The organism is Stenotrophomonas sp. TWI819, from assembly GCF_039673075.1.
Lineage (GTDB): Bacteria > Pseudomonadota > Gammaproteobacteria > Xanthomonadales > Xanthomonadaceae > Stenotrophomonas > Stenotrophomonas rhizophila_B.
Genome location: NZ_JBDJKY010000015.1, coordinates 36956 through 56000 on the forward strand (window position 1 = coordinate 36956; position 19045 = coordinate 56000).

At 65.9% G+C, this 19045-nt stretch carries 13 protein-coding genes; 7 read left to right on the forward strand and 6 right to left on the reverse strand.

The window, feature by feature from the left end:
• Positions 1–53: 53 nt before the first annotated feature.
• The 3 genes from ABE463_RS16700 to ABE463_RS16710 all read right to left on the reverse strand — a co-directional run bounded on the left by ABE463_RS16700 (position 54) and on the right by ABE463_RS16710 (position 4274).
• Positions 54–2684 (reverse strand): TonB-dependent receptor, encoded by a 2631-nt coding sequence (locus tag ABE463_RS16700; RefSeq protein ID WP_259259103.1) that lies wholly within the window; start codon positions 2682–2684, stop codon positions 54–56.
• Between the two features lie 135 nt (positions 2685–2819).
• Positions 2820–3848: a glucokinase family protein gene (locus ABE463_RS16705; RefSeq protein ID WP_346468922.1), complete on the reverse strand. Its 1029-nt coding sequence runs from the start codon at positions 3846–3848 to the stop codon at positions 2820–2822.
• Positions 3849–4001: 153 nt separating this feature from the next.
• Positions 4002–4274 (reverse strand): hypothetical protein, encoded by a 273-nt coding sequence (locus ABE463_RS16710; RefSeq protein ID WP_346468945.1) that lies wholly within the window; start codon positions 4272–4274, stop codon positions 4002–4004.
• Between ABE463_RS16710 and ABE463_RS16715 the strand changes: the two genes are divergently transcribed.
• The 7 genes from ABE463_RS16715 to ABE463_RS16745 all read left to right on the forward strand — a co-directional run bounded on the left by ABE463_RS16715 (position 4216) and on the right by ABE463_RS16745 (position 14221).
• Complete coding sequence (locus tag ABE463_RS16715; protein ID WP_259259107.1) at positions 4216–5508, forward strand: sugar MFS transporter; 1293 nt, start codon at positions 4216–4218, stop codon at positions 5506–5508. The two genes, ABE463_RS16710 and ABE463_RS16715, sit on opposite strands and share 59 nt — an antisense overlap.
• Before the next feature lie 42 nt (positions 5509–5550).
• Positions 5551–6618 carry a LacI family DNA-binding transcriptional regulator gene (locus ABE463_RS16720; RefSeq protein ID WP_019186013.1) on the forward strand — a complete coding sequence of 356 codons (1068 nt, stop codon included), beginning with the start codon at positions 5551–5553 and terminating at the stop codon, positions 6616–6618.
• Positions 6619–6624: 6 nt separating this feature from the next.
• Positions 6625–7653: an SIS domain-containing protein gene (locus ABE463_RS16725; RefSeq protein WP_259259108.1), complete on the forward strand. Its 1029-nt coding sequence runs from the start codon at positions 6625–6627 to the stop codon at positions 7651–7653.
• The gene (nagA, locus tag ABE463_RS16730) at positions 7653–8801 is read left to right on the forward strand and encodes an N-acetylglucosamine-6-phosphate deacetylase (protein ID WP_346468923.1); all 1149 of its coding nucleotides are present in this window, start codon (positions 7653–7655) and stop codon (positions 8799–8801) included. Before ABE463_RS16725 ends, nagA begins: the two co-directional genes overlap by 1 nt.
• The gene (locus ABE463_RS16735; protein ID WP_346468924.1) at positions 8798–9865 is read left to right on the forward strand and encodes a heparan-alpha-glucosaminide N-acetyltransferase domain-containing protein; all 1068 of its coding nucleotides are present in this window, start codon (positions 8798–8800) and stop codon (positions 9863–9865) included. Before nagA ends, ABE463_RS16735 begins: the two co-directional genes overlap by 4 nt.
• A gap of 113 nt (positions 9866–9978) precedes the next feature.
• Entirely contained in the window at positions 9979–12972 is a 2994-nt protein-coding gene (locus tag ABE463_RS16740) for an autotransporter domain-containing protein (RefSeq protein WP_346468925.1), read from the forward strand.
• Positions 12973–13144: 172 nt separating this feature from the next.
• A complete protein-coding gene (locus ABE463_RS16745) occupies positions 13145–14221 on the forward strand; it encodes a S41 family peptidase (RefSeq protein WP_346468926.1) in 1077 nt (358 codons plus the stop codon).
• Between the two features lie 59 nt (positions 14222–14280).
• Here ABE463_RS16745 and ABE463_RS16750 read toward each other — a convergent pair whose 3' ends face one another.
• The 3 genes from ABE463_RS16750 to ABE463_RS16760 all read right to left on the reverse strand — a co-directional run bounded on the left by ABE463_RS16750 (position 14281) and on the right by ABE463_RS16760 (position 18914).
• Entirely contained in the window at positions 14281–15507 is a 1227-nt protein-coding gene (locus tag ABE463_RS16750) for a multifunctional CCA addition/repair protein (protein ID WP_346468927.1), read from the reverse strand.
• Between the two features lie 55 nt (positions 15508–15562).
• A complete protein-coding gene (locus tag ABE463_RS16755; protein ID WP_346468928.1) occupies positions 15563–17539 on the reverse strand; it encodes a transglycosylase SLT domain-containing protein in 1977 nt (658 codons plus the stop codon).
• Positions 17540–18017: 478 nt separating this feature from the next.
• Positions 18018–18914: a hypothetical protein gene (locus ABE463_RS16760; protein ID WP_346468929.1), complete on the reverse strand. Its 897-nt coding sequence runs from the start codon at positions 18912–18914 to the stop codon at positions 18018–18020.
• Positions 18915–19045: the final 131 nt, after the last annotated feature.

Consider the following 19045-nt stretch of genomic DNA (forward strand, 5'->3'; position numbering starts at 1 on the left):
ACGGGCCCGGAGATCCGGGCCCGTATCAGGCATTCAGCATAGTGCCAAGGCAATCAGAACTTGAAGTGCAGGGTCGCCATGTAGCGGCGGCCGCTCTTGTAACGCGAGGCCAGGTGATCCTTGTCGCCCAGGTACTGGAAGTACTCTTCATCGAGCAGGTTCTGGGCGTCGACGGTGACCGACCAGTTTTCGTTGAAGGTGTAGCCGAAGCTGGCGCCCAGCTCGGCGTAGTCGTCCACGCTGGCCGGTGCCGAGCCTGCGACGTAGCCGCCGGCCAGGTAGCTGTCACGCCAGTTGTAGGTCAGGCGGGCGTTGATCGGGCCCTTCTCGTAGTACGGGCTGAACGCGACCGAGTTGCGCGACTGGTAAGGCAGCGCATCGCCGGAGTTGTTCTCACCGTTGGCGTAGGTGTAGTTGGCGGTCAGGCCGAAGCCGCTCTCACCGAAGGGCTGCTGGTAGCTGAGGTTGAAGCCCTTGACGTGGCCGCTGCCGGCGTTGCGCGGACGCTGGATGCTGTAGTCGCAGTAGCCGTCGGCCGCACAGCCGTTGGTGCCCACGATGTTGGCCCAGGTGGCCGGCGAGGTATCGCGGATCGAGTTGTACTGGCGCTCGGTGACGGCGCTGGTATCGATGTAGTTGTCGATCTTCTTGTAGAACAGCGACCAGGCCACCACCGACTGCGGCGCGAAATAATACTCGGCCGACAGGTTGTAGTTCCAGGACTCATACGGCGACAGGGCTGCGTTGCCGCCGCTGCCGGTGAGCGTGGTGTCGTTGAGGAAGGTGTTGTTCACCATCTGGTTGTACGGTGCCCAGGCGATGACCTTGCTGGCGCCGAAGCGGAAGACCCAGTCGCTGTCGGTGTCGTAGACCAGGTTGACCGAGGGCAGCAGGAAGTCTTCCTTCTTGGTCTGGGTCTGCCACTTGCTGTCCAGATCGGTCAGGGTGGGGGTGCCGCCGTAGACGAAGCCGCTGCCGGCGGTCTTGGAATCCACGTAGCGCACACCGACGTTGCCGCGCACCGGGCCGTTGGAGAAGTTCAACTGCGCGTAGGCGGCGTTGTTGGTCTGCTCCAGCGCCCAGCTGTTGTTGAGGTAGCTGGCCGGATCCGGGTTGGCGAAGTCCAGCGGGCTGCCCTTGACCCAGTTCAGCACGTTGTCGCGGCCGACCTGGACATGACGGCCCTGGCCATCGGCGAAGCCCTGGATGTCGGTCAACCCGATGGTGCCGACGTCGGCCAGGGTGCCCGGACGCACGCCGCCATACACGTTCAGATCGAAGCTCTCTTCATGCTTGCCGTGGCGCACGCCGAACTGCAGCTGGTTGAAGATGCTGTCGAACTGCACATTGAAGTCCAGCTGCGCGTAGGTGTCCTTGCTGTCGGTGGAGAAGATGCCGTTGTTGCCGAACCAGCCACCGGCCGAGCCCCAGTTGGCCGGGTTGCGGGCCGCATCGGGGTTGTCGAAGGTGATGCCGTTGTCCAGGTTCCAGCTGAAACCACCGTTGTAGAACGGTTCGATGAAGTACTGGGCCAGTTCCTTGTTCTCGGACTTGCTCTGGCCGGCCTGGCCGCTGATGCCCCAGCTCTCGCCTTTCCAGGCGCCGCGCAGATCCAGGCCCTTGGTGGTGACTTCGGATTCGCGCACGTTGTTGTCGTAGATCACCGTGCCGCTGTTGGCGGTGGCGCTGGCATTGGAGTGGCCGCTGTTGACCACGCCATTGCGCACATCGCCGAGCTGGTTCACTGCACCGATGGTGCCGGGATTCCAGGTCAGGAAGGAGTACATCGACTGGTTGTAGTTGTCGAAGTTCTCCTTGATGTACAGGCCGCTCAGGTTGAACTCGAGCTCGTCGGTGGGCTTGAACTGCAGATTGACTACGGCGCTGTCGCGCTTGCGGTCCTGCTGGAACCAGGCCGCATTGACCGAGTTGGGCACATCCGCGTTCGGGTCCACGCCCGGCGCATTGGTGAAGGTGGAGGCCTTGGCGTACCCGAATACTTCCATGCCCTGGCGGTCCACGCGCTCTTCATAGTGCTGCGCGGCCACGTTGATGCCGAAGGTTTCCTCGTCGTTCTTCCAGCTGTAGATCGCCGAGGCGTTCGGCTTGCCCTTGCTGGCCTGGTCGCTGTAGCTGTAGCCGATCGAAGCGGCCACTTCATTGGCGCGCATGTCCAGCGGCTGGCGGGTGTGCATCAGGATGGTGCCGCCCAGGCTGCCTTCGGTCAGACGTGCTTCGGAGGACTTGATGACCTCCATGCGGCCCAGGATCAGCGGCGAGAGCAGGGTGTAGTCGAAGCCGCGGTTGGGCTGTTCGCCGTACAGCCAGATCGCCTGCGCCACCGGATGGCCATCCAGGAAGGACAGGTTGAGGCTGGGGTCGGTGCCATCGATGCTGACCCGCTCACCCTGGCCGAAGCGACGGTCCAGCGAGATGCCTGGCAGCTGCGAGAGCGCCTCGGCCACATTGGTGCTGGGGAACTTGCCGATGTCCTCGGCGGTGATCGCCTCGGAGATGGTGACGTTGTTGCGCTTGGTATCCAGCGACTTTTCCAGGCTCGCGCGGATGCCGACGACGCTGACCGTATCCAGGTCGGTGGGGGTGGTCGAGGTTTCCTGCGCCTGCGCGCCGAACACCAGACAGCTGAAAATGGCTGCCGAAAGCAGACTCTTGCGGTGGTTCATGATGTCTCTCCTCATCAATCCGATGGTTCGCCGGCGACGGCGTGTCTTCTTGCGTCTGGTACGACTTTGCCGCGCGCCCTGAACGGGGTGCGCCATGGGTGCCACGTACTGCGTATTGCCTTGCCCTGTGCGCCGTCAGGCGTTCGGGTGGTCCCTCTGTCCCAGGTACCAGCTGGCGGCGCCGATGACGCCCAGCTGCCCGTGCTCGACCACCTTCACGGGAATACGTTCCAGCGCCTCGCGCATCGGCCCCTTGTTGAGGTACCGCTCGACGAAGGTGCTGTTCAACAGGAAATCGCGGATCTGCGGCAGGATGCCGCCGGCCAGGTAGACCCCACCGGTGACGCCGTACTGCAGCGCCATGTCGCCGATCGTGCTGCCGAGCAGGCCGCAGAACACCTCCAGGCTCTGCTTCGCGAGCGGGTCGTGGTCGGCCATGGCAGCGGCGGTGATCGCGTCGGGGGTGGTCAGCGTCGGCGCTTGGCCGTTCAACGCGCACAGAGCGCGGTACAGATTCATCAGGCCGGGGCCGGACAGCGCCTGCTCGACCGAGACATGCGACCGGTCGCGCAGCATCTGCCGCACGATCGCCATTTCCAGTTCGGTGGTGGTAGCCAGCGTTGGCTGGCCGGCTTCGGTGGCCAGGACCACCGCGCCATGCGCGGTCGGGATCCACACCGCCGCGCCGAGGCCGGTGCCGGGGCCGACCACCAGGGTCGGGCCGCGCGGGGCGGTGGCCGGGCCGGTCAGCTGCAGCACGCCGCTGGCATCGACCTGGGCGGCGGCATAGGCCACCGCCTCGAAGTCATTGACGATGTACACCTGGTCCAGGCCGACCTCACGCTCGATCTGCCGCGCCGACAGCGGCCAGGGCAGGTTGGCGGTGATCACCGTGCCGTCTTCACGTGCATAGCCCGCAGTGGCGACCACGCAGTGCGCCGGGCGCGGGCCGTCGGCCAGGAAGTCGGACAGGATCGCGCTGAGGCCGGCGTAATCCGCATTGCGGAATTTGCGGTAGTCCAGCAGCTCCACCGGATGGGCCGGATCGGCGCTGGCCTGGACCCGGCCAACCCGGACATGCGTGCCACCCACGTCGGCGGCCAGGAACGGCGGCGTCGCGGCGGGCGGGGCATGGGCCGGTACAGCGTGGGCGGCGTTGGTCACACGGACTCCATCGGTTGGGCATGGCCAGGGCTGGCCCGGCGATTGAGGCGGAGTCTGTAATCGTTCTGACAACGATGTCAACGATAACCTCGGACTTTCGATGCTGCGCCGCAACGGGCCATGCCGCAGGAAAACGTTTTCACCCAACGGCCGTCATGTTTTTGCAAACGGCTTGGAAATAGGCGTCCAGCTCCCGTCCGGCGAGCCATACCGGGTTTTTGCGCAGATGCAGCACGCGGTTTTCACCGGACGCCCGTCAGACCAGTTGTTGACAAACCCGGCAGCGGCGACGAATAAATGTGACAACGTTGTTCCCAGCCACTCTTCCGACGCCGCATCGCGCGCCGTCGATGCAGGAGCCTTCTTGATGTCTGCCGTGCCTGCTGCCTCCGCGCGTTCGAGCGTGCTTACCTCGATCCTGATCATCGGCGTGCTGTTCTTCCTGATCGGCTTCTTCACCTGGCTCAACGGCCCGCTGATCACCTTCGTCAAACTGGCCTTCGAGCTGGACGAGGTCGGCGCCTTCCTGGTGCTGATGGTCTTCTACCTGTCGTATTTCTTCCTCGCCCTGCCGGCCTCGTGGATTCTCAAGCGCACCGGCATGAAGAAAGGCTTGAGCCTGAGCCTGCTGGTGATGGCGGCCGGCGCGGTGGTGTTCGCGCACTTTGCCCAGCAGCGCTGGTACCCGGGCGCGCTCAGTGGCCTGTTCGTGATCGGCAGCGGGTTGGCCCTGCTGCAGACAGCGGTCAACCCGTACATCAGCATCCTCGGACCGATCGAGACCGCGGCCCGGCGCATCGCGCTGATGGGCATCTGCAACAAGATCGCCGGCATGCTGGCCCCGGTGCTGATCGGCACGCTGGTGCTGCATGGCATCGGCGATCTGGACGCCCAGGTGAAGGTCGCCGATGCGGCTGCCAAGACGGTGCTGCTCAATGACTTCGCCGCCAAGATCCAGCTGCCGTACATGGCCATGGCCGGGCTGCTGGTGGTGCTCGCCGTCGCGGTGCTGTTCTCGCCGCTGCCCGAGCTGAAGACCGCTGAAGCCAATGCCACACCGGCCCGCGCGCCGGGCGTTGCCGAGCGCACCAGCATCTTCCAGTTCCCGCACCTGTGGCTGGGCGTGCTGTGCCTGTTCGTGTACGTCGGCGTGGAAGTGATGGCCGGCGATGCGATCGGCACTTACGGCCACGGCTTCGACCTGCCGTTGGACCAGACCAAGATGTTCACCTCGATCACCCTGGCATTCATGCTGTCGGGTTACGTGGTGGGCCTGGCGCTGATTCCGCACCTGGTGACGCAATCGCGCTACCTGAGCATTTCGGCAGTGCTGGGCGTGCTGTTCTGCATCGGCGCGCTGCTGACCCACGGCTATGTCTCGGTCGGCTTCGTGGCCGCGCTGGGCTTTGCCAACGCGATGATGTGGCCGGCGATCTTCCCGCTGGCGATCCGCGGCCTGGGCCGCTTCACCGAGACCGGCTCGGCGCTGCTGGTGATGGCCATCGCCGGTGGCGCGATCATTCCCCAGCTGTTTGCCGTGCTCAAGCAGCACTTCGACTTCCAGTGGGTGTTCGCCGGCCTGATGGTGCCCTGCTACCTGTACATCCTGTTCTATTCGATGCGCGGCCACCGGGTCGGGCTGTCCCGCGACGGGCAGTGATCGGCGATCATGGACGCTCAACCGGTCAGCCAGGGAAAAACGATGCGTAGAGCGACCATCAAGGATGTCGCCGAACGGGCCAAGGTATCGCTGAAGACAGTCTCACGGGTCATCAACAACGAGCCGTCGGTGATGCAGGCCACCCGTGCACGGGTGCTGCGCGCGATCGCCGAGCTGGACTACGAGCCCGATCCGGCCGCGCGCAACCTGCGCACCGGCACCACGCTGGTGGTCGGGCTGGTCTACGACAACCCCAACCCGTACCACATCATCGGCGTGCAGAACGGCGTGCTTGCCGCGTGCCGCGAGACCGGGTTCGGCTTGCAGATCCATCCCTGCGATTCCAGCTCGCCGATGCTCGCCGAGGAACTGGCCGACTGGGTGCAGCGTTCGCGCCTGGCCGGGCTGGTGCTGACCGCGCCGATGTCCGAGCGCAAGGATCTGGTGGCCGCGCTCACCGCACGCGGCATCAAACTGGTGCGCATCATCGCCGCCACCGCCGATCCGGAGGACGGCGCCTGTGTGTTCGTCGACGACCGCGAGGCCGCCTACGAGATCACCGAGCACCTGATCCAGCTGGGCCACCAGCGGATCGGCTTCCTCTGGGGCGGCACCTCGCACCGCTCCAGCGGTGAGCGCTATGCCGGCTATGAAGCGGCGCTGCGCGACTACGGCATGACAATCGACAAGCACCTGGTGGTGCAGGGCGATTACACCTTCGATGATGGCTTCCGCGGCGCGCGCCGCCTGCTGGCGCTGCGCGAACCGCCCACCGCGATCTTCGGTTCCAACGATGAGATCGCCGCCGGCGTGCTCGCGGCCGCCAAATCCACCGGCATGAACGTGCCCTACGACCTGTCCATCGCCGGTTTCGAGGACAGTCCGTTCTCGCGCCAGTCCTGGCCGCCGCTGACCACCGCCAAGCAGGCCACCGAAGACATCGCCCGGCATGCCGCGCGCCTGCTGATCGCGCAGCTGCGCAGCGATGCCTACGACGACGCGCCGCTGCAGCTGCAGAACCAGGGCTTCGTGCCGCAGCTGGTCGTGCGTGGTTCCACCGCGCCGATGCGCCCGCAGGGTGCACGGCTTCCCTCTCCTGAAACGACCTGAGTTCCCATGTCCCTGCCTGCCCCCCACGACACCCTGATGTACCGCGAAGCCGCCGAGGCTGCCGATGTGATCGCCGCGCAGTTCGCGCGCAACCAGGTGGCCGTGGAGACGCTGGCCGCCAGCCTGCGCGCGGCACCGCCGCCGTTCGTGGTGACTTGCGCGCGCGGCAGTTCCGACCACGCCGCCACCTATGCCAAGTACCTGCTGGAAACGCGCCTCGGGCTGGTCACCGCCTCGGCGTCGCCCTCGGTGGGCTCGGTCTACGAAGCACCCCTGAAGCTGCGCGGCGCGCTGTACATCGTGATCTCGCAGTCGGGCAAGAGCCCGGACCTGCTGCGCAATGCCGAGGCCGCGCGTGCGGCCGGTGCACGCGTGGTGGCGCTGGTGAATGTGGAGGATTCGCCGCTGGCGCAGCTGGCCGAGACGGTCATCCCGCTCGGCGCCGGTGCCGAGCGCAGCGTGGCGGCGACCAAGAGCTACCTGGCCTCGCTGTCGGCGATCCTGCAGCTGGTGGCGTACTGGACCCAGGATGTGGGGCTGATCGCCTCGCTGCGCGCGCTGCCCGATGCGCTGCGCGAGGCCTGGAACAGCGACTGGTCGTCGCTGACGGATGGCCTGGTGCCGGCCCACAATCTGTTCGTGCTCGGCCGTGGCCTCGGCCTGGCGGCGGCGCAGGAAGCGGCGCTGAAGTTCAAGGAAACCTGTGGCCTGCACGCCGAGGCCTACAGCTCGGCCGAGGTCAAGCACGGCCCGATGGCGCTGGTCGGCCCGGGCTTCCCGGTGCTGGCCTTCGCCCAGCCGGATGAAACCGGCGCCGGCACCCGCGCGGTGCTGAGCGAGTTCGCCGCGCGCGATGCGCAGGTGTGGCTGGCCGATGTCGGTGGGGATCTGCCGCTGCCGGTCGCGCCCCACCCGGCGTGCGCGCCGCTGCTGACCATCCAGAGCTTCTACCGCGCGATCAATGCGCTGGCTCTGCGCCGTGGCCACAACCCGGACCTGCCGCCGCATCTGAACAAGGTGACGGAAACCGTCTGATGAAAACCGTTCTGCGCAATGCCCGCATCCTGGCCGGCGACGACTTCCGCGATGACCTGGCGATCGTGATCGAAAGCGGCCGGATCACCGCGCTCATCTCCGATGCCGCGCCCATGCTCGGCCAGGCCGATGCGCAGGTGGACCTGGGCGGCGGCTGGTTGCTGCCCGGCTTCATCGATGCGCAGGTCAATGGCGGTGGCGGCGTGCTGTTCAACAACAGCCCGGATGTCGCCACGCTGCGCACGCTGGCCCAGGCGCACCGCCGCTTCGGCACCACCGGTCTGCTGCCGACTCTGATCAGCGACGACGTGCAGGTGATGCGCGCGGCCATCGCCGCGACCCGCCAGGCGATCAGCGAGGGCGTGCCAGGCGTACTCGGCATCCATCTGGAAGGCCCGTACATCGCCCCGGCGCGCAAGGGCACGCATGACGCGAACAAGTTCCGCGTGCCCGATGCCGCCGAGATTGCCTTGGCCGCCTCGCTGGACAACGGCGTCACCCTGCTCACGCTGGCGCCCGAGCGGGTGCCGCTGGAGAGCATCCGCGCGCTGGTGGAGCGCGGTGTGGTGGTGGCGGCAGGTCATACCGCCGCCAGTTACGAAGAGGCACGTGCCGGCCTGGAGGCCGGTATCCGCGGCTTCACCCATCTGTACAACGCGATGTCACCGCTGACCGGGCGCGAGCCGGGCGCGGTCGGCGCTGCACTGGAAGACCGCGACAGCTGGGTCGGCATCATTGCCGACGGTGTGCATGTGCACCCGGCCAGCCTGCGTGTGGCGCTGGCGACCAAGCCGCGCGGCAAGGTCATGCTGGTCACCGATGCGATGCCGCCGGTGGGTGCGGCAGACCCAAGTTACGTACTGTACGGCGAGGTCATCACTGCGGTGGACGGGGTGGTGCGCAATGCTGCCGGCTCGCTGGCCGGCTCGGCGCTGGACATGGCCACGGCGGTGCGCAACAGCGTGCAGCTGCTGGGCGTGTCGTTGGCCGAAGCGGCGCGCATGGCGTCGACCTATCCTGCGCAGTTCCTGAATCTGGATGACCGCTACGGGCACATCGCCGAAGGCCATCATGCCGATCTGGTGCTGCTCGATGACGCGCTGCAGGTGCGCAGCACCTGGATCGCCGGGCAGCGCGAAGACGTATGAGTGCCGCGCCGTCGGGGCGGATGGGGTCGATCGATGCACTGCGCGGCCTGACCGTCGCGGCGATGCTGCTGGTCAACAACCCCGGCGACTGGAGCCATGTCTACGCGCCGCTGCTGCACGCGGACTGGCATGGCTTCACCCCGACCGACCTGATCTTCCCGCTGTTCCTGTTCATCGCAGGCGTCTCGATGGCCTTCAGCCTGGCCCCGCGCGCGGGCGAGCGGGCCACGCGTCCGGCGCTGGTGCGTGGGGTACTGCAACGCGCGCTGCGCATCCTGATCGCCGGCGCGCTGCTGCACCTGATGGCGTGGTGGCTGTTCGAGCTGCCCGCGTATCGCCTGTGGGGCGTGCTGCAGCGGATCGCCCTGTGCGTGGCGGTGGTCGGTGTGCTGGCGGTCTACACGCAGGCGCGGACGCAATGGGTGGTGATCATGGGATTGCTGGCGGCCTATGCGGGCATCCTTCTTTCTGCCCATTCGCTGGCGCCATGGGTCAATCCAGCCAGCCGCCTGGATACCGCGCTGTTCGCCCCGTTCCTCTATAAGTACTCCGCGCTCACCGGCCTGGGTCATGATCCGGAAGGCCTGCTGAGCAGCCTCGGGGCGATTGCCACTACGTTGCTCGGTCTGCGCGCGGGTGCGTGGCTGCGTGCCGGCCAATCGGTCCGCCTGGCCACCCTGACGCTGGCCTGTCTGGCCTTCGGTGGTCTGGCCACGCTGTGGCTGCCCCTGAACAAACAGCTCTGGACGGCGAGCTTCGTGCTCTGGACCGGTGGCCTGTCCGTGGTCGCGCTGCTGCTGGCGCACCTGTTGATCGACTGCTGGGGTATGCCCGCACTGGGCCGCCGCTTCGGGGTGAATGCAATCGCCGCTTACCTTGGGTCCTCGGCAATGGCGCTGGTCCTGGGCGCGACAGGCGTCTGGGCTTGGGCGTTCCGTGCACTGGAGCGTGTGGTACCGCAGGCACCGATGTTGGCCTCGCTGATGTGTGCGGTGGGCTTCGTCGCGCTCTGGTGGGGCGTTGTGTGGGTGCTGGATCGCCGGCGCCTCTATCTGAAGATATGAAGGCATCGGTTTTTTACCTTCGCATCACGGCGGCACAGTAAAAGTACCTACGCAGGTCATCCGTAAAAGCACTGGGCCGTTGCTGTCCCCCTTCTGCTGAACAGGAAAGGTACATGCGCCAGACGCTTGTTTGGCCGGCACGACCGTTGCTGGCTGTCCAGATATCGCGGCTGCTGCACGCCGGCCGCCGTGGCGCCCTCGGCACCGTATTGATCGCCGGCGCCTTCCCGGCATGGGCGGGCTGCGATAACGCTGCGCCGACCACCGGGCAGACTGTGACCTGCTCCAGCCAGCTGCCCAATCCAGACACCGCGCCGGTCATCGGCGGGGCCGGCAGCAGCAACATCACGCTCAACGTTCTTGGCAACGCGCAGCTCGCGCCGGCCGCCGGCAACGCCGTCACGCTGCAGGCCGGCGGCGGCGGTCATCTGATCACCAACGACGGCAGCATCATCGCGGTGGCCGGGCGTGGCCTGCAGCTGGACGCCGCCTCCACCGTGATCAATCGCGGGGTGATCAGCGGCAGTACGGGCGGCATCGTATTCGGCGTTGGCAATGATCGGCTGGACATGCTGGCCGGCAGCATCCGCGGTGGTGTCGCGCAGGGCGCCGGCAACGACACCCTGGTGGTACGCGGTGGTGTCATCGACAGCGTCGACCAGGGCGATGGTGTTGACGTGATGGAGATCAGTGGCGGCACCATCACCGGCGCGGTGCAGCAGGGCGGTGGCCAGGATGTGTTCGTGATGACCGGCGGCACCATCGGTGCGCTGCTGCAGGGTGATGGCACTGACCGTTTCCGCATGACCGGCGGCCAGATCATCGGCGGCTTCGACGACGGCGACTATGCCGAGATGACCGGCGGGCGCATCGGCCGGGTCAACATGAAGCTGGAGAACAATACCTTCGATATGTCCGGTGGCACGATCGACGGCAACCTTGTCACCGGCTTCGGCAACGACACCATCATCCTCTCCGAAGGCTACATCGGCGGCAACATCAGCGTCAGCGGTGGCGATGATTCCATCACCATCACCGGCGGCACGGTGCGCGGTGAGATCCGCGCCAGCACCGGCAACGATCGGCTGGACTGGTCCGGTGGCGGGGTGGTGTACGGCACGGTGGACATGGGCGAGGGCAATGACGTCGCCACGCTGTCCAACCTCAACAACAGCCATCTCGGCGCGATTCCGCTGTTCACCGGTGGGCTTGGCACCGATCTGCTCACGATGAACAACGTCAAGACCAGCGGTGTCTCGCGCTTCACCGGCTGGGAGCAGATCAACCTGCGCCAGGACAGCCAGCTGACCTTCGATGGCGATCTGGTGCTCTCCGATGTCACCACCAGCGGCGGTACGCTGGACGTCGACAGCACCAGCACGGTGTTTGCCGGTGGCCTCAATGCCAACGTGCGCACGTTCACTGCTGGCCAGCAGGTCAATGTGATCAATGCCGGCCGTATCGATCTGAGCAACGGCAGCAACGGCCCGGGCGATGCGTTCACCATCGCAGGCAATTACGTCGGCAACAACGGCGGGGTGTACCTGCAGTCGGTGCTGGCCGGTGACGGCGCGCCGTCGGATCGACTGGTGATCTCCAACGGTGTGGCCAGCGGCAGCACTGGGCTGGGCATCCTCAATGCCGGTGGCGGTGGGGCGGCGACGCAGGCGGACGGCATTCTGGTGGTGCAGTCGATCAACGGCGCCAGTACCACGCAGAACGCGTTCGCGCTCTATAACCCCATCACGGCCGGCGCATTCGAGTACTTCCTGTTCAAGGGCGGCGTCAGTGCGGGCAGCGGTGAAAACTGGTACCTGCGCTCGACCCTGGTGGCGGGCGTCTCACCCGCGCCGTCGCCGGCGCCGCCGGGGGTGCCCACGGTGACACCGTCGCCGCCACCGCCGGAGAATGCCGGTGCACCACCGCCCGCGCTGACGCCGCCACCGTCACCGGATCTGCCGGAGAACCCGGATCCGCTGGCACCGGAACCGGCCCCCCCACCGCCGCCGCCCGAACCGGCGCCGGTGACGCCCCCGCAAACCGATACGCCACCGCCGGTGCCGACCACGCCAGCCGCCGTGCCGGGTCCGCTGGCCGTGCCGCCGACACCCGGTGCTGTGCCGGCCGAAGGCGACATCGTTCCGTTGTACCGCGTGGAGGCGGCCACCTACGCGGTGGTGCCGCCGCTGCTGCGTGAGACCAGCCTGCTCAGCCTGGGCACCTTCCACGAGCGCCAAGGCGAGCAGCGCCTGCTGGCCGGGCAGGGCGGGTTCCGCGCGGCGTGGGCACGGATGATCGGGCAGAGCCATGAGCAGCATTGGGAAGGCGATGCCAAGCCCAGCTTCGACGGTGACATCCAAGGCATCCAGGCCGGTGTGGATCTGTACGCAACGGCCGATGATCACGCGCGCAATCAGTTCGGTGTGTTCGTCGGACGTACCCGCGCGCAGGGCAACGTCAACGGCTTCGCGATCGGCTGGGACAACGTGGCGGTGGGCCGCACGCGCCTGGATGACAAACATGTCGGTCTGTACTGGACCCGCGTGGGCAGTGCCGGCGGTTACCTGGACGCCGTGGTCATGCAGAGCCGCTATGACGGCAATGCGTGGTCGGCGCGCGGCCTTGGGATCGATCTGCGCGGCGATGGCACCACGGCGTCACTGGAGGTCGGCAAGCCGCTGCTGCAGCTCGGGCAGTCCGCCTGGTGGCTGGAGCCGCAGGCCCAGGTGATCTGGCAGCGCAGTGCCCTGGATGACAGCGCGGACCGCATCTCCACGATCAGCTACGACAACGAAGACGCCTGGACCGGCCGCGTCGGCCTGCGCCTGGCAGCCGACTACAACCTCGCCGGCAATGGCTGGCAGCCGTACCTCAAAGTGAACTACTGGCAGACCTTCGATGGCGAGGATCGCATCACGTTTGGCACCAATGCCTTGACCAATCAGCAGGCCGCCCGCGCGCTGGAAGTCGGTGTCGGTGTGGTCGCGCGCTTCAATGCCAATGTCAGTGCGTTTGCGGTGGCCGATTACACGCGCGATCTGGAAGGCAGCGATCAGAAGGAGCGCACGAGCATCGAAGGAAATATCGGCGTGCGGTTTGATTGGTGAGGCGGTTGTGGCCGCTGGCTGATCGGCGGCACGCTGCCCGCCCTGGGTGACGTGCTCCTCATTTCGGACTGACCGGTCGCCAGGACGGAGGGCGCGCGCTGTTCCTGTGGCCGCGTGCAGCGATATGCTGCGGACTACTCAACTACACGGATGTAGCGCGATGGTAATGTCCATGCGGTCTCGTTGTACGCGCTCGGTGCTGCTGGCCGGTGTGCTGCTTGCACCGTTGGCGAACGCACAGGACATGCCTGCGCCAGCGGTACAGCTGCGGATCGTGGAGGTGCTGGAGCGTGAGGCGCTGTACCGCGACAAGGTCGATTGGCAGGCGCTGCGCACCCGCCTGCAGGCTCCCGATGCTGATCCCGCCAAGACCTGGCCATTGTTGCGCGATGCCATTGCCGTGAGCAGTGGGGGGCATGGACGGTGGCTGCCGGCGACGCCCCCGTCGCTGCAGTCGCCTTTGAAGCGCGGCATGCCAGCATCAATCAGTCCACCGTCGGCCACCCGGCAGACAGATGAGGCCAGCGCCACGCCGCAACGCACTGATCTGCAGCGGGATATGGATACGGTGGGTCGCCGCATTGGATGGATGACGGTGGGAGCCTTCAACGCGAGTGGCGCGGGCGGCAGTCAGACCTGGCAGCAGGCGAGCCTGGCGTTTGCCGGCAGGCTGCAGAACGCGATCCGCAGCAAGGACCGGGCGGAACGATGCGGCTGGGTTGTAGATTTGCGGGGCAACGGCGGCGGCAACATGTGGCCGATGCTGCTGGGCTTGGCCCCCCTGCTGGAAGAGGCCGATGGCCATGTGCCCCGGATCGGTGCGTTCGCCACGGCCGATGCGGAGCAGTCATGGTCGTCGCACGACGGTGCTGTCTGGCTGGAGCAGAAGATGCTGCTCGACGGTGGCGCGGCGGTGTATCGCCTCCGGCAGCCGGGCGCACCGGTGGCGGTGTTGTTCGGTCCGCGCACCGCCAGCTCAGGGGAGGCGACGGCGCTGGCCTTCCGCGGGCGTACCAATACCCGGAGTTTCGGCCAGCCCACGGCGGGCCTCTCGACCGGCAACCGTACCGAGCGGCTGCCCGACGGAACCGCATTGCTGGTCACCGGCAACGTCATGGTCGACCGCAATGGTCGGGGCGATGGCGGCAAGGTCGCCCCGGATGTGATCGTCAGTGAAGGCGAGGACGCGGCGGCCGCGGCGCGCGATTGGCTGCTGGCACAGCCAGCGTGCGCGGCCAGCGCCAGCTGAGACAGCGTCCGGTCCGCGCTGGGATCAGGCGGGGCCGGAGTCTGCCGCGCAGACTTCAATCAGCGCGTACGCACCGCGCTGATCGCCTTCACCCGCGCTTTGGCCAGGGCCTCACCCACCGCCGGGCCCTTCAATCCGCTCAGATCCAGATCGCGCGCCTGCACCGTCAGCGCCGCCTGGTGCAGGCGTTTGAGCGTTTCACCCTGCGGATAGTCGCTGTCCTCGAAGCCGAGCCGGCCGCGCTTGTCGGCTTCGCAGCACAGCGCGATCTGCGCGATGCGCTCCGGGCGGCGGAAACCGTCGCAGCGGGCGAGCAGCTTCAACACGGTGGCATCGCGCAGTTCGTCGATGCGGTGCACGTTGAGATGATCGCGGCACACCGCTTCGGCCAACTGGCGATGGTCCAACGGCACTTTCAGTCGGTCGCAGAGGGCAGCCAGCGGGGCCAGGCCGCGTTCTTCGTGCTGCAGGTGGCGCGGCCATTCGGCCGGCGGCGTCAGACCCTTGCCGAGGTCGTGGGTCAGCGCGGCAAAGCCGATCAGGTCATCGCCGGGGGCCAGCTGCGCGGCCATGTCGTTGACCATTTCCTGGTGCACGCCGGTATCGACTTCCGGGTGGAACTCCGCGCGCTGGGGCACACCGTAGAGGGCCTCCAGCTCGGGCAGGATCGCGCCCAGTGCCTGGGCATCATGCAGGGTGCGCAGGAACGCGGAGGGCCGCGCGGAGGCGAGCGCACGGCGCAGCTCCTGCCAGACGCGCTCGGGCACCAAAGCGTCGAGCTCGCCACTGGCGGCGACCTCCCGCATCAGCGCCATCGTCTCGTCGGCGACGGTGAAGCCCAGCGGCGCAAAGCGCGCCATGAAGCGGGCCGCGCGCAGCACCCGCAGGGGATCTTCGACGAAGGCCGGGCCGACGTGGCGCAGCACGCGCTGCTGGATATCACGCACGCCGCCATACGGATCCACCAACGCACCGGTGGCTTCATCGCAGGCGATCGCGTTGATGGTGAAATCGCGACGTTGCAGGTCTTCTTCCAGTGTCACGGCGGGATCGGCATCAACCACGAATCCGCGATAGCCGCGGCCGGATTTGCGCTCGGTGCGGGCCAGCGCATATTCCTCACCGGTATCAGGATGGAGGAACACCGGGAAATCGCGGCCCACGGCCTTGTAGCCCTGCGCTTCCATCTGCGCCTGGGTGGCCCCGACCACGACCCAGTCGCGGTCGCCGGGAGCATGCTGCAAGAGGCGGTCGCGCACGGCGCCGCCAACCAGATAGATCTTCATGCGGCCATGATGCCGCAGTCGGGCAGGCCCGTGCTCGCCAAGGGCACCGGCGTACTCAGTCGCCGCCCTTGTCGGCGTTGGCCGCGCAGGCGAAGGTCTTGCGCTTGACCTGCAGCCGGCCGTTCATGCGGTCGGTCACCGGCAGCGCGTCACCGTTCAAGCGCCAGTCGTAAATGACGCTGAAGGCCAGAATACGCGCGACGTACTCGCGGGTTTCCTTGTAGCTGATCGTTTCGATCCAGATGTCCGGATCGAAACCCGGGCGCTGCGACTGCCAGCGGGCGGTCGGGGTCGGGCCGGCGTTGTAGGCGGCGATGGTGACGTAGGGCAGGCCGTCGTACTTGTTCATCAGCTGGCGCAGGTAGGCCGTGCCGATGGCGATGTTGGTGTCCGCATCGTAGAGGCTGGCGGCGCCGCCGTAGTTGGTCAGGCCGATCGATTTGGCCACGGCCGCACCGGTGGCGGGCAGGACCTGCATCAGGCCCATCGCGTTGGCCGGTGAGCGCGCCTTCGGGTTGAAGATGCTCTCGGCCCGGATTTCCGCGGCCACCCAGGCCGGGTCGATGGCGTTGCGGGCGGACTCGCGGCGGATGCTGTCATCGTGGTGCAGCGGGAAGCGCAGCGAGTACAGGCGCTGCTCGTCCGGGGTCTTGCCAAGCGAGAACACCGCACGGTCGAACCAGCCGTTGTCGCGGGCGACTTCCACGGCGAGACGACGCTGCGTGTTGTCGTAGCGGCTCAGCGCATCGTTCCACTCGGCCACGGCCCAGCCGGCACGCTCGATCTTGAACAGTTCCATCGCGCGCACGATCGCCGGGTCACGCGCGACCGCCGCCTGCGCCTGCGCGCTGTCGTTGGGCTCCCAAGGGCACAGGGTGTAGTTCTGGCCGAGCTGATCGGCCGCCAGGAAGCCATGGAAGGTGGCCGCGCGGGCGGCCTCGCGGAAGGCCGCCTGCGCTTCGCTGCGTTTGCCGGTCTTGTCCAGCATGCGCGCTTCGAAATAGCGCCAGCGCGAATCGGCGCGCTGGGTCGGGCCCATCTTGCGGATCGCGGTCAGTGCGGCCGGCCAGTCGCCGCGCGACAGCGCTTCGCGCGCCCGCCATTCGTGCAGGCGTTCGTCATAGGCCGACTCGGGCACCGCATTGAGGCGACGGGCGGACTCAGGACCGTAGGAGGCCACCGTCCACAGCGCGATCTGGTACAGCACCTGCGCGCGCTGCGCGGCGCTCAGCTGCAAGGCGTCGGCGTACTGCGGCAACTGCTGTTCGGTGGCCCCCGGATCGGCCTTGGCCAGCTTGGCCAGGCCGTCGGTGGCGATGCGCCGGCTGCGCTCATTGCGCGGCCAGTTCAGTGCGCTCGCATTGGGCTTGTCGACGAAGGCGGCATACGTGTTGGCCAGGGCCAGATCGGCGGCGGGCAGACCGCGCGCGGCGCTGCGCATCACCGCCGGCTGCTGCTCATCGGCGGCGGCGTCGATACGTGCCCAGCGTAGCTCGGCGCTCAGACCGCCCTTGGCCTCCAGCACGGCAAAGACCGGGTCACAGGCATCGGGCAGCGACTTGCCGGTGCTGCGCCAGATCGCCTGCGCCTCGCTCACCCACTGCGCATCGGCCTTGCCGGTGGCCTGGCGCGCATTGAGCTGCGCGCAGCGCAGGCCGACGTTGGAGGTCTCGGTCCAGTTGGCCAGCAGCGTCGGCCAATCCTGGCGTCGCGCCACCGCGGGCAGCCATACGTTGCGGAAGCTGGTGGCCACGGCCTGGCCGTTGTAACGCTTCAGGAAATCCTGGGCCTGCACATTGCTGACGGTGTCGATGTTGCGCCGCAGGTTGGCGAATTCGACCCAGCCATACAGCGGGTGCCGGCTCAATGCGGCCGCCTGGGCCGGGTCAAACTGGCCGCGCTCGGCGTTGTCGATGACGGCTTTGAGCTGCGCGCGCTGCGCATCCAGGTTCTGGGCATCGGCCACCGGGCTGACGCCGGTGCAGGCCAGCAGGACGGTCGCGCTGAAAAAATAGAGGGGAAGTCGAGTCATGCGGGAAAGCATAACGGCGCGGGGTGAAAGGGAGTGAGGGCAAGCCGACTCGAGGATGAACGGGAGCTTGTCATGCTGAAGCCGAGGGGTGTCCACATAGTCTCCATACTAGGGCAGCGCCTTCGTCAAGAAGCAGTGCAAGGCTTTTCTCGGGATAGATAATGCAGGGCCTTTGCCTGAGACCAACGTGACCCAGACAATGGCGTTGAAACACTCCAGGCACGGCTGCAGGCGCACCCGTACTATCACGCGTAAGCCCGATTACAGTGGTCATTTCAATCGCTCCTGGCGCGCAATCTGGAGTCATCTCAACAGGTCTGGCAGTGTGCTACAGCGCAGAAATGTACCGAAACCCGTTCGTCCAGTAGGAACATCAAAAAGATAGGCGACATCTTCCGATGTCGCCCACTTCATCATCTCAACCTCTGATAGCGACTCCCAGAGACCCCTTGCCGTGTGTGTGAGAACGGAAGGCGCTCTACAGCGCTTTGCAAGTAACGGTTCTTCCGTCCCAGGAGCACGACATGCGGGTTTGCCCTTGCGACGCCCCCGTGACTGGAACTCCATATTGCTGCGCTGATCGAGCCCAGCGCTCCATATCATTCGACCTTCCGAAGTAATACCCTCCCGCATAGCTCGGGGCTGTAACCGGGTCTACGATGGATTCGTCTGGAACCTTGTTTCCGGTGCCGTCTCGACTTTCTCCCTTTTGATACTTTGCTTCCGTTACATCGTCTGAGGTTATTCTGTACATGGTGCGAGATCCATCGCGCCAAGTGATTATTATGGTGATCGTCCCTCCCCCCTTCAGTGATGACCACGTTAGACCAGCCTGTTGAAGCGCATTGGCGAAATTGTTCCAATTGTTATTACCAGTGTTCGCTCCTGACAACTCTGTTGCTAATTGCTGGCCGAGCCGCGTGCGGAGGGTCGAAGATTCAACAATGTCAAAGGTGTTTGATCCTTTGTATGCATCGGGAAAGGTGATTCCATTGCTGTTCCCTGGATTGTCCGGGTGCAAAATAATGATCGGACCGCCGCCAGCTTGTGGCTTTTCCCGCAGTGCCTTCATCTGCTGGGTTGTTGTAGCATCAACTATTCTATAGAACGCAAGTTGTATCTGTGCCGGAACAGGGGTGGATAGTGCTCGCCACTTCCTTATCTCCCTGTCGTATTCAACCTCATATGCGTTAAGTTTTGCGCCTTCGAAATCTGCAACAAGTGTTAGTCCTGAGCCAGATAAAATGGCAGCGTCCTTAGGTGATCTGCAGTTGTTGCATTCAATGAATCCTCCGGCAGTAGCCTTCTCGGCCGAGGTTGAAATAATGCTGATGGCTGCAAGTGCTATGCATATGATCTTTGGTGTCCATTTCATTTGATCGTCTCCATTCCTTTCAGCATGCCGTCATTGGCAGTGGAATGGTATTTTTGATGCAGTTCGAGATTATTGACCTTGCGCACAGTATTGATAATTTATTGCGTGAATATGTTCATGTTTTGATTTTA